We start from the raw sequence: 15,657 nt of genomic DNA, 5'->3' as shown, positions 1-15,657 counted from the left end.
GCAGGCGGGGCGTTCGTGCTGCCTTCCAAGTCGCAGACCCGCCACGGCGCCGTGTCCAAGTTCGTCCGGTGCCGGATCTGGAGTTGCTAGTATGACGAGCTGCGATCTGACCGAGCTTGATCCGACGTCTCTTTCCACTCACAGTCCGACGCGACGCATTGCCTGGCGTGGAACAGCCGCGCCGCAGGATATGCGCGAAGTGCCGGAAGAGGCTGCTATCGCGGTGACCTATAACGGCGCCACGCACGCCGTCATGATGGCGACGCCTACCGAACTTGAAGATTTCGCTGTTGGTTTCAGCCTCACCGAACGAATTATCAGTGATGTCGGCCAGATCCGGTCGGTGGAGATTGCTGCCTTCCCGTTGGGTGTCGAGGCACGCCTGTGGGTCGATGAGGAATGTGCCGGTCGGCTGTCTGCGCGCCGGCGCGCGATGGCTGGGCCGACCGGTTGCGGGCTTTGCGGGGTGGAGAGCCTGGATGAAGCCCTGCCTGAACCGGCGGTCGTCGGGGCGGATGATGTCCGGTTCCGGCCGGAGCAGATCATGGAAGCGATCGATGCGCTGTCCGCTGGGCAGCCGCTCTTTCGCGAGACCCATGCGGTTCACGCCGCAGGTTTCTGGACGCCCGATGATGGATTGGTTGCCGCCCGTGAAGACCTTGGCCGGCATAACGCGATGGACAAGCTCGTCGGCGCGCTGAAGCGCAACGGGGTTGATCAGACAAAGGGTATCGCGACGATCACCAGCAGGGTCTCGGTCGAGATCGTGCAAAAGGCCGCGGTGTTGGGGGTGCCGGTTCTGGTGGCCGTATCCGCTCCCACCATGCTTGCTATCCGTACCGCCGAAGCGGCAGGGTTGACGCTCGTCGGTGTCGCCCGGCGCGACGGCTTCGAAGCCTTCACGCGAACGGAGAGGATCACGTTTTGAGCGATCGGTATGATGATGGGGCGTGCCTTGTCAGAAATATCGATAGGTAATTGGGAAATAACGGAATTTGACATGCGTCATGGAGTTGCTGGCACGCCTGTGCCTTCACTGATTTGACGAATTCGAAACAGCACGCAAGCGTCGGGCCGATACCCGCTTCTGACGCGGCTCGCGTGCGAAGGTGACGCAGCGGGTATCGGAGTTAGGCGCCATGTGTAGCGTTTGCGGTTGCGGTCAGGCCACCGTCGAAGGTCAAGGCCATGGCCACGATCACGGCCATCACCACCATCATGATCATGAGGGAATGAGCGAGGCCGAACACGCCGCGCTCCACGCGGCTGGTGTCGCGCATGGTCACGAACATGGGCACGGGCATGGGCACGAGCTCGAGCGCGGTGCGTCCCACATCCACTATGGAGAGGGAGAAGCCGGTGTCTCGGTGCCCGGTCTCGATCAGACCCATGTGATCCGGATGGAGGAAGCGGTGCTTGGCGAAAATGACCGTCGGGCTTCGCGAAACCGCGCAAGGTTCGAAACGGATGGCGTGCTCGCCCTCAATCTGCTGTCGAGCCCGGGTTCGGGCAAGACGACGCTTTTGTGCGAGACGGTCAAGGCCCTTCAATCGGAACTCCCCGTCGCTGTCATCGAGGGTGATCAGCAGACCTCCAACGACGCCGACCGGATTCGCGCAACTGGTGCGCCGGCCATCCAGGTCAACACGGGCAAGGGGTGCCACCTGGATGCGGCGATGATCGAGGATGCCGCGAACGGGCTCTCCGCGGAGGAGGGCTCGGTGCTCTTCATCGAGAATGTCGGCAATCTCGTCTGTCCAGCCGCTTTCGATCTTGGTGAGGCGGCAAAGGTGGTGATCCTGTCCGTCACCGAAGGCGAGGACAAACCGATCAAGTATCCCGACATGTTCGCCGTTGCGGACCTGATGATCCTGAACAAGATCGATCTTGCGCCCTACGTTCAGTTCGATATTGCTCGTTGCATGGGAATGGCGCGTCGTGTGAACCCGTCGCTGCAGATCCTTCAGCTATCCGCCACGACCGGCGAGGGGCTTGAAGCCTGGCTCGACTGGGTGCGCGAACGTCGTGCCGGGCTGCTTGCCACAAGGGCGGCCTGATCATGGCAAGCGCGGCCGAACGCAGAATGGCGAAGCAGGCGAGGGGGGCGGACGATCCTGTTCACATCGTCGTCGATCTCCCACGCCGGTTGCCGCCGGTCATCGGCCTCGGTGCCTTCCTGAAAGACACGATCACGGTGATCGACGGGGACAAGGCCCATGTATCGCGCGATGTCGGCCACACCGACACGCCGGGTGCGATCATGGCCATGGAAGAGATGGCGTGGGCGCTGATAGAGCGGCTCGGCGTGGTGCCGGCGGCGGTCGCTCACGATCTTCACCCGGATTTCCCCTCCACCCGTTTCGCGGCCGTGCTGGCGGAAGAGCTCGGTGCCGAACTGATCCCGGTGCAGCACCATCATGCCCATGTGGCGGCGGTGGTGGCTGAAAACGCTCACGATGCTCCCGTGCTCGGATTGTCCTTCGACGGATTCGGTCTCGGACCCGAAAACGAGGCCTGGGGTGGCGAACTGCTGTTCGTCGACGGCGGCACGTATTTCCGGGCGGGGCATCTTCATCCCATTCTTCAGCCGGGGGGCGACGTGGCTGCCCGCGAGGTCTGGCGCATGGGGGCCGCGGCGCTTCACGCGATCGGGCGGGGGGCGGATATTTCCGCCCGCTGGCCTGACATCGAGGGCGCGCGGCATCTCGCTCTCGTGATGGACAAGGGCCTCAACTGCCCGCGAACCACATCGATGGGCCGGCTATTCGATGCCGCTGCCGGGCTTCTGGGCGTTTGCGAGGTCGCCGAACACGAGGGGCAGGCGCCGATGGCACTGGAGGCGCTGGTGAGCGAACCGAAGGAACTTCCGACCGGCTGGCGTATCTCCGGTGAGGGGGAACTCGACCTGCGGCCGTTGCTTTCGGCCCTGGCCGACGTGAGCGATCCGGTGGAAGGCGCCAATCTCTTTCACGGAACGCTGGCTGCGGCGGTTGCGGAGTGGGTGGTCGTCTCCATGCACCGGTTGCCGCTGCCAGTCACGGGGATCGTCTATTCCGGCGGCTGCTTCTTCAACAAGGTCCTCACGAGGGATCTTTCCTACAGGCTCGGTGCCCAGGGGGTGCAGATCCTGAAACCCGATCGGCTCGGTCCGGGCGATCCGGCGGTCAGTCTCGGGCAGGCGTTTGCGGCAGCGCAACGCCTCGAAGAGGCGTTCTAGTACGAAGGGAAAGAACGATGTGTCTGGCTATTCCGGCCGAAGTGGTCGAACTCCTGCCCGACGGGATGGGCAAGGTCAATATCGATGGCGTCGAGAAGGCTGTGAGCCTGGCGTTGCTCAGTAATATCGTCGTCGGCGACTACGTTCTCATTCACGTGGGTTTCGCTCTCAGCCGCATTTCGCCGGAGGAGGCGAAGGAAACGCTGGATGCGCTCAGGGAAATGGGGGAACTGGCGGGCGAACTCAAGCTGGCGGAGCTGGCAGGATGAAGTACGCTACCGAATTCAGGGATGGCAAGCTCGCCCGCAAGATCGCCGCTGCGATTGACGCCGAGTGCACGCCGGATCGTTCCTACACGTTCATGGAATTCTGTGGCGGACATACTCATACCATCGCGCGCTATGGCCTTGAGGAGATGCTTCCAAAAAGCATCCGCCTTGTTCACGGCCCGGGATGCCCGGTCTGTGTGCTCCCGGTGGGGCGCGTCGACAGCGCAATCGAACTTGCGCGCGATCATGGGGTGATCCTGTGCTCCTATGGCGACATGATGCGGGTTCCCGGCTCCCACCGTATGAGCCTTCTGAGAGCCAAGGCGGCCGGGGCCGATATCCGCATGGTCTGGTCGACGCTCGATGCGTTGAAAATCGCGCGTGAGAATCCCGATCGTGAAGTCGCATTCCTCGCCATCGGCTTCGAGACGACGACGCCGCCGACCGCCATGGCGCTGAAGATCGCCAAAGCGGAGCGGCTGACGAATTTCTCCATCTTCTGCAATCATGTGCTGACCCCGGCCGCCATGCGAGCGATCCTGGACGGGGAGAGCCTGCCTTTGCAGGGTATCATCGGGCCGGGCCACGTCTCTGCCGTCATCGGTATCGAGCCCTATCAGGAATTCGCCGACAGAGGGCAGGCGATCGTTGTGGCGGGCTTCGAGCCGCTCGACCTGCTGCAGGCGATCCTGATGCTGACTCGGCAGGTCAATGAAGGCCGGCCGCGCGTGGAAAATGCTTATGTGCGCGCACTTCCAGCAGTTGGCAACCCGAAGGCGCGTGAAGTGATCGCGGAGACGCTTCAGCTTCGCGGTGCCTTCGAATGGCGTGGACTTGGGCGTTTGCCCGACAGCGCGCTGAGGGTGGCTGATGACTATGCAGACTTCGATGCGGAGCTGAAATTCCAGCTTCCCTATCGTGCCGTTCCCGATCCCAAGTCGTGCGCCTGCGCGGACGTGGTTCGCGGGCTCAAGCGGCCGGAACAATGCCCGCTCTTTGGTCGGACCTGCACGCCCGACGAACCGATCGGCTCGTGCATGGTATCGAGCGAGGGCGGCTGTGCGGCTCATTGGCTCTATGGCCGACATCGGAACAAGGCGGCGGCGTAGCGCGGCCATGAAGGAGGGGATAATGAACGAACAACCCAGAAGACGGGACACCCGTCTGTTCCCGCGTCCGCTCGATATTGCCAATGGCCGGGTCGACATGACCCACGGTGGCGGCGGCCGGGCCATGGCGCAGCTTGTATCCGAGATCTTCGGGCAGGCATTCGACAACGAGTTTTTGTCCCAGGGGAATGACATGGCGGTCATGCCGCCGGCCGATGGTCGTCTTGTCATGTCGACGGACGGTTATGTCATCTCGCCACTGTTCTTTCCCGGTGGCGATATCGGCTCGCTCGCCGTGCATGGCACCATCAATGACGTTGCCATGAGCGGAGCGACACCGCTCTATCTGTCGGCGAGCTTTATCATCGAGGAAGGGCTGCCGCTTGCCGATCTCAGGCGCATCGTCCTGAGCATGGCCGACGCGTCGCGCGCGGCCGGGGTGCCGATCGTCACCGGTGATACCAAGGTCGTCGAACGCGGCAAGGCGGATGGTGTCTTCATATCGACGGCCGGCGTCGGTGTGCTGGCAGATGGCCTGGAGATCGGTGGTGACAGGATTCAGGAAGGCGATGCCATTCTGGTTTCGGGATCCATCGGCGACCATGGCATCGCCATCCTGTCGAAGCGCGAGAACCTCGATTTCGAAACCGCAATCGAAAGCGACAGCGCCCCGCTTCACCGTATGATCCGGGCAATGGTTGAGGCGGAGCCCGAGATCCACTGCCTGCGCGACCCCACGCGCGGAGGACTTGCTGCCACCTTGAACGAACTCGCCAATCAGTCCGGCGTCGGTCTGGTGCTGGAGGAGGAGGCGCTGCCGATCAAGCCGGCGGTTCGCGGAGCCTGCGAGCTTCTGGGCATCGATCCGCTGGGTGTCGCCAACGAAGGCAAGCTTCTCGCCTTCTGTCCAAAGGACAAGGCCGAAGCGCTGCTGGCGGTCATGCAGGCCGCCCCTTTCGGAAGCGATGCGGCAATAATCGGCCACGTGGTAGCGGATCCCTTGAAGCTTGTGCGGCTTGAGACCAGCTTCGGCTCCGAACGTGTCGTGGAATGGCTGAACGGCGAGCAGCTTCCTCGCATTTGCTGACATTTCCGACGGCCTGGGCCGTCTCAAGCAAGTCTGTCCTTTTGCCAATCCCTCGAGACACCTGACGGGCGTCTCGAGGGATTTTTTGCGCCGCGGCGCCTGCTTTTCCTGCGAAGTATCGCGGGAACGCGGCAGCCTGCTGGGCACGAGGGTCACAACGCATGGAGCGCGGCAGGACAGCGAGACCTCTGTCCTTACCGCGCTCCACTTGTCCCCCGCATCACGACGACCTGGGCCGCGGCGAATGCGTTTCCATGGTCCGGATCGATCGTATTTGCGGGGGACGAGGCCCGAAATTCCCTGGTCGGCAGGAGGGAACCCCGGACCGCGTTCCTTGTATTATTGCTGAGCCGCCACCTGGCCGCTCGAGGCACTTGTCGTTTCCTGCTTCGAGGGAGCCGGTGCGGTTCCGCCCATGCCCTTGCGATAGATGGCCCAGTACAGGGCGCCGACGAAGAGACCGCCGCCGACGATATTGCCAGCTGTAGCGAACAGGATGTTGTGGGCGATGCTGGCAATGGTCAGCGCCGAAACGTCCATGCCGTCCGGGACATTGCCTGTCTCCTTCAGGAGATAGGCGAAGGGCAGGAAGTACATGTTGGCAACGCAGTGTTCGAAGCCGGCGGCAACGAAGCCGGAGATCGGCAGGATGATCGCGATGATCTTGTCGGCGACAGTGCGGCAGGAATAGGCGAGCCACACGGCCAGGCACACCATCAGGTTGCACATGATGGCCTTGAAGAAGATCGTCGTGGAATCCAGCGATACCTTCGCGATACCGATTTTCAGCATCACCGTTTCGACGCCGTTGCCGTTGAGCGTGTATTCATGCGCCATGAAGGCGATGAAGACGATCACGACAGAGCCGACAAGGTTGCCAACCCAAACGATGATCCAGTTCCGCAGGATTTGCGGCGTGGTGATCCGGCCGCTGAGGCGGGCCATGACCATCAGCGAGTTGCCGGTAAACAGCTCGGCGCCAGCCACGAGAACTAGGGCCAGTCCGAGACAGAAGGCGATGCCACCGACCATTTTCTTGGCGGCAAAACCGAGGTTGGGGTCGGCAGCGATGATGCAGTAGTACATGCCGCCGAGAGCGATGAACGCGCCGGCGGCTATCGCCAGGAGGAACATCGGCATGGCGGGCATCTTGGCTTTGCTGATGCCGGCCAGTTCGGCCTTCTCTTCCATTTCAATCGGAGTTAGTGCGTCTAACTTGATCTGTGCGTCTTGCTTTTGTCCCGTTACCATCGAAATCTCCCTTCGGTATCGGGTTCGGTGAACGGTTCGCCTGACGTTCTGCGGGAGAGGCCGGAGAAGTAGTCATGCGACCGGTTGATAGTCTTCCGGGGCTCCTCCCGACACGAGATGCCTGTGAAGCGTTGCGACGGCTTCGCGGACGACGGGGGTAACGGGGCCATAGAAGCTCGTATCCTCGGGCTGTATCCCGAGAAACTGGATGTCTGAGACTGTCTCCTTCAGACTTTGAATGAGAAAATTCAGTGGGATGGCGTGCGTCGTGATGAGAAAGTTGTCCGCGACGTCACCTTCATCGATTATGCGGATTTCTCCCGGTTTCAGCCCCATCGCTGCGGCGTCGACGACGAGCACCTGATCCGGCTCCAGCCTGCGCACGGCGTGCGTGTGGTTTTCCGGGACATCGGCGCCGTCGATGACGTCCCAGCCCGGCGCTGGTTCGTTTTCCAGCATTTCCGCCAGCAGAGGGCCCGCCGCATCGTCGCCGCGCATCGGGTTTCCGACGGTGAACACCACGCGTTTCATCCCATGATCCTCCCCATCAGATAGATCGCGGGCTCTGCGCGGATCGCTTCGAGCGAGGCGCGCAGGCCTTTGAGCCATTCGCCCATGTCGTGATCGGCATCGGGCAGGAGGGTTTCGATCGCCGCCAACAGCATCTTGGTGTGGGTGGCGTCGACAATGATCTCGCCGAACTTGTGCAGTCCTGCGAACTTCCGGCGGGCCTCGCTTGCCTCCGGCAAAGCCTCGATGATCCGGTCGTAGAGCTCCCCGGAGCATTTCAGCTGTGGCTTGAAACAGTCGAACACGCCGATGTGGTGCCCGATGGCGAGGGAGTAGTACATGACCTCCTTCGACTCGGGCGGGATGTCTTCTTCACGCTCCATGTATTTCGCGCTGAGCTGATAGAAGATGACGCGTTTGGTGCCGACCATGGTCATTTCTCAGCCTCCGATTGCCTGGGTGACGATCCCTTCGAGGCATCCGAAAATCTCGGCGCGGCGGGGATCTTCCTGGTTCGCGACGAAGCGCTTCATGCGTTCAGGCAGGGGCGCTGCCGCCTTGGCGTCGAGCTGGTCGAGGAATTCCTCCACCAGATCGCGGCCCTGACGATAGCCCGCCATCCGCCGTGCCTCGCGCTCGAGCGCCACGCGCAGCTTGTAGGGAATATCTGGATGGGAGACGGGAACGCTCTCGCCTTCCTGCTCGATATGCGTGTGGGTCTTGAGCTTCTGGCCCAGAAGGCCGAGCGCAACCGCGAAGCCGTAGATGGTGGCCGCCGGCGTCGGCGGGCAGCCTGGGATGAAGACGTCGACGGGCACGATCTTGTCGGTGCCGCCCCACACGCAATACATGTCGTGGAAGATGCCGCCGGTGCAGCCGCACGCGCCGTAGGAGATCACGATCTTCGGATCGGGCGCAGCTTCCCAGCTTCTGAGCGCCGGCATCCGCATGGAGCGCGTGACCGCGCCCGTATAGAGCAGAATGTCGGCGTGGCGCGGCGAGGGGACGACCTTGATGCCGAAACGCTCGGCATCGAACACCGGTGTGATGGTTCCGAAGATCTCGATCTCGCAGCCGTTACAGCCGCCGCAGTCCACACGGTAGACGTAGGCGGAGCGCTGGATGTCCTTGAGCAGGGCGGCCTTCATTTTGGCCACCTGATCGGGGATCGAGACGACGGGCGGCTTTGCCTGCAGCCCGTCGGTTGTGAAGGGGGCGTTGAACGGAGAATTCATTTGGAGGTCTCCATCTGAGCCGCAATCTTCATCCGGCTCACTTGCTCAAGGTCGTTCTTGCGCTTGCATTCGGGGCAGGTGTGGAGGATCTGCTCCTCGCGCGCGCTGCGTTCCGTTTCACCGCCGGTCTGGGCGAGAAGCTTGCCGACGTATTCGACTTCCTTGAGGGGTGCGAACGGCTTGCCACAGGAGCGGCAGTGATCCAGCTGGAAGACCGCCTTCACGGTGAGGTCTTCCTTGCTCATCACGGCGAGTTCGAATTCCGGCGTCAGTCCGATGGCGCCGGTGGGACAGGATTCCTCGCAACGGCCGCAGAAGATGCAGCGGCCGTAATCGATGGACCATGTCCGTGTTCCCGCATCCAGGTCTGTTTCCATGTGGATGGCGTTGGGCGGACAGGCGATGGTGCAGGCCGCACAGGCGATGCACTTCTCCGCGTCGTGTTCCGGCTTGCCGCGAAAGTCCTTGCTCGCTTCGTAGGGAGCGAAGGGGTACTGCACGGTCGCGTCGCCGGTGCGGAGGATTTCCTTCAAAAGTTTGAACATGGCTCGGTGTGCCTTACTTGAGCGGTGAATCCTTGCGCTCGCGGCCGTAGCGTTCCATCTCCTTGTAGGGGACGGTCTGGGCGCTATGCTTGCGAACGTCGACGACGGTCACGCGGTCGGTGCAGGAGTAGCAGGGGTCGAGAGAGCCAACGATGACGGCCGCATCCGACACCGTGTTGCCGCGAAGCATGTAGCGGAGCACGGGCCAGTTGTTGTAGGTCGAGGCCCGGCAGCGCCAGCGGTAGAGCTTCTGGTTGTCGCCGGTCATTGACCAGTGGATGTCCTCGCCGCGCGGCGCTTCGGTGAAGCCGAGAGCGAACTTGTGCGGCTTGTACTCGAAGTCCTCGGTGAGGATCCGGCCGCCGGGCGCGACGTCGAGCAGCGCCTCGATCAGGTTGAGGCTGTCATGGACCTCCTCGATGCGCACCAAGGTGCGCGAGAGCACGTCGCAGCCGTCATGCGAGCGGGGGGTGAACGGTACGGACGCGTAGCCGGCGAACGTGTGATCGGACCGCGTGTCGCGGGCGAAGCCGGATCCGCGCACCATCGGGCCGACGGGGCTGAAGTCGCGGGCGACCTGCTTGTCGAGTTTGCCCACACCCACAACGCGGCCGGTGATGTTGGCTGTCTCCAGCAGGATGTCGACCAGACGGTTGACGTCCTCGCGCAGCTCCGCGACCACCCGGCGGGTTTCGATCGCCTGATCGCCGAGAATGTCGCGACGCACGCCGCCGATCAGGTTCATGCCGTATGTCTTGCGCGAACCGGTCAGCACTTCGGCCAGGACCATCGCCTTTTCGCGGACGCGGAAGAACTGCTGGAAGCCTGAATCGAAGCCTGTGTAGTGGCAGACGAGGCCGAGGTTCAGCAGATGGCTGTGCAGCCGCTCGGTCTCCAGCAGGATCGCGCGGATCGCCTGGCCACGCTCGGGAACCACCACGCCCAGCGCGTTCTCCACCGAGGTGGTGTAGGCGACCGAGTGGGCGTAGCCGCAGATGCCGCAGACACGGTCGGCGAGGAAGGTGACCTCGTTGTAGCCCATGCGGGCTTCGGCCGCCTTTTCCATTCCGCGGTGGACGTAGAACATCCGGTAGTCCGCATCGATGATGTCCTCACCGTCGACGAAGAGGCGGAAGTGGCCCGGTTCGTCGGAGGTGATGTGCAGGGGGCCGATCGGGACGATCGTCGTTTCCTGCTTTGCATCGTTGATGAACTCGTAGGTCTCGTCGTCCTGGGTGGGGGCCGGCCGGGTCCTGTAGTCCATCGCGTCCTTGCGCAGCGGATGCAGATCATCAGGCCAGTCGTCCGGCAGGACGAGGCGGCGGGCGTCCGGCAGACCCACGGGGGTCAGACCGAACATGTCGCGCACCTCGCGTTCTCCCCATACGCAGGCCGGCACGACGGGGGTTACCGACGGCCATTCCTGGGTAATGGCGGACACCTCGACGCGCACCACGATGTGGCACTTTTGCGGCCCCTCCATCGAGAGGACGTAGTAGACGGCGAAGTGTCCGTTGAGGGGACGTTCGTCGTTGCCAACCACGACCGAAACCCACCCGTAGTGCTCGTAGTAGAGCGTCTTCATGACATCGGCGAGGGCGTCGGCGGTGACTGTGATCGTGACCTGCCGCGGGGTCTGCCATTCCTCGTTGACGATGGCATTGGGCAGAACGGTACGCAGCGCGGTCAGGTATTCGCCGCCGACACGGTCTTGAACGAACATGTCCATCACTTGGTCTCCGTATTCTGTGCGGTTTCAGCCGCCGCCGCGGGAGTGACGATAAGGTTGCCGGCCTTTTCCGCGACGGTGGCCTCCTCGTTGCCGAAGAGCGACCAGGGCGCCTTGACGACGATGGGATCACCGCTGTCCAGGACGATGGCGCTGGCCTGTGAAACCAGTCGCGCGATCGGGGTGGGAACGGCGAAGCCCATGATCAGCACCATGGCGGCGAGGATGCCGAGAGGGATGAGGGTCTGCTTGCCGACGTCGCCGACCTTGGCGTTCTCCTCGGGCTTGCCGAGGACGGAGCCGGAGATGATCTGCACGAAGCCGGCGATGGTAACCGTGAAGAAGCCCAGCAGCACCAGCATCAAGATCCAGTAGCCAGCCTTGATTCCGGCGGTGAAGATCATGAATTCGCTGACGAAGACGTTGAAGGGCGGGAAGCCCGACAGCGCCAGTGCGCCGACCATCAGCAGCACGCCGCTTGCCGGGGCGAGGCGGAGCATGCCCTTGACCTTGCCGAGATCACGGGTGCCGTACTTCATCACCACGTTGCCCGAGCCACAGAACAGAAGTGCCTTGGCGAGGGAGTGGTTGATGGAGTGCAGCAGCGCTGCGGCGACGCCCAGCGGGCCACCAAGGCCGAGACCGACGGCGATGAAGCCGACATGTTCGACGGAGGAGTAGGCGAGCTTCCGCTTCAGGTCCTTCTGCACGTAGAACAGCATGGCGGCGACGATCACCGACAGGGTTCCAAGCACCAGGATCAGCGTCTGCGGGAATTCCGGGCCGATCGAGCGGATCATCAGGGCGTAGTAGCGGATGATGACGAACAGCGCGCATTTCAACAGGACGCCCGAGAGGAGGCCGGAAACCGGGCTCGGCGCCTCTGAGTGGGCGTCGGGCAACCAGGCGTACATCGGGAAGAGGCCGGCCTTGGTGCCGAAGCCGACGAGAACGAAGACGAAGGCGATCTTCATCAGCGAGGGGTCGAGCAGCTTGGCGTTTTCGGCAAGCGACGTCCACAGAACCGCCTGATGGGGATCGGACAGCACTTCTGCACCGTTGGCGAAGACCAGGACCGTGCCATAGAGACCGAAGGCGACGCCGACGGTGCAGATGATCACGTATTTCCAGGCCGCTTCCAGCGACGACTTCTGGCCATAGATGCCGACCAGGAAGGCGGAACCGAGCGTGGTGGCTTCTACCGCGACCCACATCATCACGATGTTGTTGGCGGTTGCCGACAGCAGCATGGTGAAGAGGAACAGGGAGAAGAAGCCGTAGTAGATCTTCACGCGATGCGCGTCGAGTAGGCCTTCTTCAAGGTCGTGCCGGATGTAGCCGATCGAGTAGAGGCCGGTCATGAGACCGACGACGCCGATGATCAGCAGGAAGATCACGCCCAGCGCGTCGACATAGAGCCAACCGCCGAGGCTTGAGGGATGGTTGCCTGCCAGGACCGAAGCGGCCAGCCCCAGCGACAGCAACACGATGAGCACGATGGAGCCGATATGGACCCCTTCGCAGGTCCTGGTCGTCAGGTTCCGTGTCGGGGTGAGCAGAAGCCCGAGGGCAGCCACCAGAGGAACGATCAGGATCAGGATTGGCAAGAGTGAGGGTGTCATTTTTGTCAGCCCTTCAAGGTCGTGAGCTTGCCGGCATCAAGGGAGTTGAACTTCCCGAAGATGCGGGTCCCGAGCACAGCCATGATGGCGACCGCGAACACGGCGTCGGTGGCGATACCGATCTCCACCAGTTCGGGTGCGTTGGGGGCCAGGATGGCGAGGGTGAGGTGAGAGCCGTTTTCCATCAGGCAGTATCCGAAGACCTGCTTGAGGATGTTGCGCTGGGCGACGATGCAGAAGAGCCCGAGGAAGAAGTGGGCGAGCGAGATCGCCAGCGCCGGCTTGAGGTTTTCGGCCGACGGCAGCGTGACGCCGGACACAACCGCGTAACACAGGATCACGATCAGCGCGGCGCCGATGGCGGAGAAGGCCGCCGGCATCACCTGGCCGGATCCGAGTTCACCGTCATCGAGCCGGCGAAACATCGTGTACATGATGAAGGGTACCAGCAGGACCTTGGTGATGAAGGCCGTGAAGGACCACAGATAGAGCTCGCCCGATCCGGTCTGTGCTCCCAGGAAGATGAAGAGCACAACGATGACGAAGGACTGAGCCGCGTAGTAGATCGCGGAGTTGATCGCCTTCTTGGACAGGATCACCATCAGTGCGGTGATGATCAGGAGGCCGGACAGGCCGTTTATGAACAGGAATTCGTGCATGACCTATCTCCTCAACCAAGCCACCAGGCTGCGATGAAGCTGGAGCACACCGACATCACGATCAGCACGGTGATGACCACCTGGATGGTGAAGGGGGTGGGCGCGGCGTTGGCGATGGCTTCCGACGGCTTGCCGGGGATGCACTGGCCCAGCCACTTCAGGAACCACGCGAAGGTCGCCACCGATTCCAGCAGAGCGATTGCCACGAACACCATCAGCAGCCAGTGGTCCTTGCCGACCTCGAAGCCGCCGGCGAAGATCGCGAACTTCGAAAAGAAGCCGGAGAAGGGCGGGACACCCGCGATCGCCATGGCGGCGCACGCAAAGCCGATGCCGAGCAGCGGCTTCTTGGAGAGGATGCCACGAAGCTGCGGCAGCATGCGCGTACCGGCGGTGTAGCTGAGAGCGCCGGCAACCAGGAAGAACAGGGTCTTGCCGAAAGCGTGGTTGAAGATGTGCGCGATGGCACCCTTGAAGGCCAGATCCGAACCGAAGACCGAGATCGACAGGCCGAACATGATGGTCGCGAGCTGGGTGATGGTGGAGTAGGCGAGCAGCCGCTTCATGTCGATCTGCGGCAGGTACATGACAAAGCCGTAGACCAGTGTGATGATCGCCATGGTGCAGCCGACCCAGCCGACGATCTCCGGTGCGCCGCCCGACGAAAGCAGGCCGCGGGCGAAGATGTAGACGCCGACCTTCACCATCGATGCCGCGTGCAGGTAGGCGGAGACCGGGGTCGGCGCCTCCATGGCGTCGGGCAGCCACATATGGAAGGGCAGCTGTGCCGACTTGCCCCAGGCCGCGACGAGGATGGCCAGCAGGACGATGGCCTTCTGCGAAGCGGTGAGGGTCGCGATCGCGGTCACCGCGAAGGTGCCGGTGAAGATGAAGAGCAGGGCTGCCGCCACATAGAGCCCGATGGAGGCGATGTGAGTGACCAGCAGGGCCTTCGCCGCCGAGCGCAGCGCCTTGGGCGTCTCGTAGTAGCCGATGAGAGCCCAGGAGCAGGCACCGGTGATCTCGAAGAAGACGAGCTGACCGATGACGGTGGAGGTGAAGACGAGACCCGCCATCGCGCCGATGAAGACCAGCAGGAAGGCGTAGAAGCGCCGCCGGCCGATATCGGGATGCTCGCGGTTGCCTTCATTCAGATAGCCGATCGAATAGAGGGCGACGAGGTAACCGATGGAGATGACGGCGAGTGCGACGAGGACGCTGACGCGATCAAGCGTCAGGCCGAGGACCTCGGTATCTCCGAAGCCGATAAGAACGACATGACTGTCGTTGCCGAATGCGAAGGCGATCACCAGGGCGATCACGACCGTCACGGCGGCGAAGCCGTGACAGATCCATTTGGCATGTTCCCGCGGCAGCGAGGCGATCACGACGGCGCCGATGAACGGCACGAGCGTGGCAGCCAGGGCCAGGAACGTCAGGAATGTGGTTGGAAGAGTAATCACGGGAATGCCCCTACACGTCTCTCATAGCCCGACGAGGTAGAAGACGAAGGCAAGCGACGCTGCGCCGACCCCCAGCCAACTGTGTTGCGGTGTCAGGCGGAAGCGGGCGCGAGCCACGCTGTTTTCGATGACGGCGATGACGCCGAAAATCACGAAGAGCTTGATGACGAAGGCGATCAGGCCGCCGATGAGGCCGAAGAAGGACATCTCGGTGGCGCTGCCGAAGGGCAGGAACACTCCGATGAACCAGCCGACCACCAGGGTCTGCTTGAGGGCCAGTCCCCACTTCACGAGAGCCAGAGAGGGGCCGGAATACTCGGTAAGAGGCCCTTCCTGCAGCTCCTGTTCGGCTTCCGCCATGTCGTAGGGCAGCTTGCCAAGCTCGATGTAGAGAGCGAAGGCGAAGGCGCCGGCGGCGAGCAGTGTCGCGGCTGCAGAGTGCACCGTTCCTGACGAAATCGCGATGCCGATCTCGCCGAGATTGGTGGACCCTGCGAGGAGGGCCGCCACGAAGAGCGCCAACATCATGATCGGCTCGACCAGAACGCCCATGGTCAACTCGCGGCTGGCGCCGATACCGGCAAAGGAACTGCCGCTATCGAGGCCTGAAAGCGAGAAGAAGAAGCGGATGAGGGCGAACAGATAGACGACGGTGATCAGGTCGCCCACGGCCGAGATCGGCGTGAAGCGGGTCAACATCGGCAGGCCGGTCGCGATGACCATCAGGGTCGCCAGCATGACGACGGGCATGAACTGGAAGATGCGCCCGGCCTCGCCCGGCGCCAGATCCTGGCGCCGCAAGAGTTTGTAGATGTCGCGGTAGTCCTGAAAGATGCTCGGTCCGCGGCGGGTATGCATCTTTGCCCGTTCGAAGCGTGACAGTCCCGAAATCAGCGGGGCGACTGCGAACAGCGCAAGGGCTTGAACCACGGCGAGCAAGAAGTGAGAAAGTGTCGGCACG

General features: G+C 62.7%; 16 protein-coding genes. 6 read left to right on the top strand and 10 right to left on the bottom strand.

Going from position 1 to position 15,657, the window contains the following annotated elements; translation table 11 throughout:
* Positions 1 to 190: 190 nt before the first annotated feature.
* From fdhD to hypE, 6 genes are all read left to right on the top strand, one after another.
* Positions 191 to 928 carry a formate dehydrogenase accessory sulfurtransferase FdhD gene (gene fdhD / locus C8N35_RS12800; protein WP_245926776.1) on the top strand — a complete coding sequence of 246 codons (738 nt, stop codon included), beginning with the start codon at positions 191 to 193 and terminating at the stop codon, positions 926 to 928.
* Positions 929 to 1,139: 211 nt separating this feature from the next.
* Positions 1,140 to 2,057, top strand: coding sequence for a hydrogenase nickel incorporation protein HypB (gene hypB, locus C8N35_RS12795; RefSeq protein ID WP_107990103.1), 918 nt, complete (start codon positions 1,140 to 1,142; stop codon positions 2,055 to 2,057).
* 26 nt (positions 2,058 to 2,083) lie between these two features.
* Complete coding sequence (locus tag C8N35_RS12790; RefSeq protein ID WP_107990102.1) at positions 2,084 to 3,217, top strand: Kae1-like domain-containing protein; 1,134 nt, start codon at positions 2,084 to 2,086, stop codon at positions 3,215 to 3,217.
* Positions 3,218 to 3,234: 17 nt separating this feature from the next.
* Positions 3,235 to 3,486: a HypC/HybG/HupF family hydrogenase formation chaperone gene (locus C8N35_RS12785; RefSeq protein ID WP_107990101.1), complete on the top strand. Its 252-nt coding sequence runs from the start codon at positions 3,235 to 3,237 to the stop codon at positions 3,484 to 3,486.
* Positions 3,483 to 4,595: a hydrogenase formation protein HypD gene (gene hypD, locus C8N35_RS12780; RefSeq protein WP_107990100.1), complete on the top strand. Its 1,113-nt coding sequence runs from the start codon at positions 3,483 to 3,485 to the stop codon at positions 4,593 to 4,595. Before C8N35_RS12785 ends, hypD begins: the two co-directional genes overlap by 4 nt.
* Before the next feature lie 22 nt (positions 4,596 to 4,617).
* Positions 4,618 to 5,682, top strand: coding sequence for a hydrogenase expression/formation protein HypE (gene hypE, locus C8N35_RS12775; protein WP_107990099.1), 1,065 nt, complete (start codon positions 4,618 to 4,620; stop codon positions 5,680 to 5,682).
* Between the two features lie 339 nt (positions 5,683 to 6,021).
* Here hypE and C8N35_RS12770 read toward each other — a convergent pair whose 3' ends face one another.
* The 10 genes from C8N35_RS12770 to C8N35_RS12725 all read right to left on the bottom strand — a co-directional run bounded on the left by C8N35_RS12770 (position 6,022) and on the right by C8N35_RS12725 (position 15,656).
* Complete coding sequence (locus tag C8N35_RS12770) at positions 6,022 to 6,933, bottom strand: formate/nitrite transporter family protein (protein WP_107990098.1); 912 nt, start codon at positions 6,931 to 6,933, stop codon at positions 6,022 to 6,024.
* A 72-nt stretch (positions 6,934 to 7,005) separates the two neighbouring features.
* On the bottom strand, positions 7,006 to 7,464 hold the full coding sequence (gene hycI / locus C8N35_RS12765; protein WP_107990097.1) for a hydrogenase maturation peptidase HycI: 459 nt from the start codon (positions 7,462 to 7,464) through the stop codon (positions 7,006 to 7,008).
* Positions 7,461 to 7,880 (bottom strand): formate hydrogenlyase maturation protein HycH, encoded by a 420-nt coding sequence (gene hycH / locus C8N35_RS12760; RefSeq protein ID WP_107990096.1) that lies wholly within the window; start codon positions 7,878 to 7,880, stop codon positions 7,461 to 7,463. The genes hycI and hycH overlap by 4 nt, the downstream gene beginning before the upstream one ends.
* Before the next feature lie 3 nt (positions 7,881 to 7,883).
* Entirely contained in the window at positions 7,884 to 8,678 is a 795-nt protein-coding gene (locus C8N35_RS12755; protein ID WP_107990095.1) for an NADH-quinone oxidoreductase subunit B family protein, read from the bottom strand.
* On the bottom strand, positions 8,675 to 9,223 hold the full coding sequence (locus C8N35_RS12750; RefSeq protein WP_107990094.1) for a formate hydrogenlyase complex iron-sulfur subunit: 549 nt from the start codon (positions 9,221 to 9,223) through the stop codon (positions 8,675 to 8,677). The genes C8N35_RS12755 and C8N35_RS12750 overlap by 4 nt, the downstream gene beginning before the upstream one ends.
* Before the next feature lie 13 nt (positions 9,224 to 9,236).
* On the bottom strand, positions 9,237 to 10,952 hold the full coding sequence (locus C8N35_RS12745) for a hydrogenase large subunit (protein WP_107990093.1): 1,716 nt from the start codon (positions 10,950 to 10,952) through the stop codon (positions 9,237 to 9,239).
* The gene (locus tag C8N35_RS12740) at positions 10,952 to 12,574 is read right to left on the bottom strand and encodes a hydrogenase 4 subunit F (protein ID WP_210203510.1); all 1,623 of its coding nucleotides are present in this window, start codon (positions 12,572 to 12,574) and stop codon (positions 10,952 to 10,954) included. The genes C8N35_RS12745 and C8N35_RS12740 overlap by 1 nt, the downstream gene beginning before the upstream one ends.
* 5 nt (positions 12,575 to 12,579) lie before the next feature.
* A complete protein-coding gene (hyfE, locus tag C8N35_RS12735; protein ID WP_107990091.1) occupies positions 12,580 to 13,233 on the bottom strand; it encodes a hydrogenase 4 membrane subunit in 654 nt (217 codons plus the stop codon).
* A gap of 11 nt (positions 13,234 to 13,244) precedes the next feature.
* Positions 13,245 to 14,696 (bottom strand): hydrogenase 4 subunit D, encoded by a 1,452-nt coding sequence (locus tag C8N35_RS12730; protein ID WP_107990090.1) that lies wholly within the window; start codon positions 14,694 to 14,696, stop codon positions 13,245 to 13,247.
* Between the two features lie 21 nt (positions 14,697 to 14,717).
* On the bottom strand, positions 14,718 to 15,656 hold the full coding sequence (locus C8N35_RS12725) for a respiratory chain complex I subunit 1 family protein (protein WP_107990089.1): 939 nt from the start codon (positions 15,654 to 15,656) through the stop codon (positions 14,718 to 14,720).
* Between the last annotated feature and the right edge of the window lies 1 nt (position 15,657).

Origin of the sequence: Breoghania corrubedonensis (assembly GCF_003053845.1) — a bacterium.
In the GTDB taxonomy this organism is placed as follows: domain Bacteria; phylum Pseudomonadota; class Alphaproteobacteria; order Rhizobiales; family Stappiaceae; genus Breoghania; species Breoghania corrubedonensis.
This window is presented reverse-complemented; position numbering and strand designations above follow the sequence as displayed.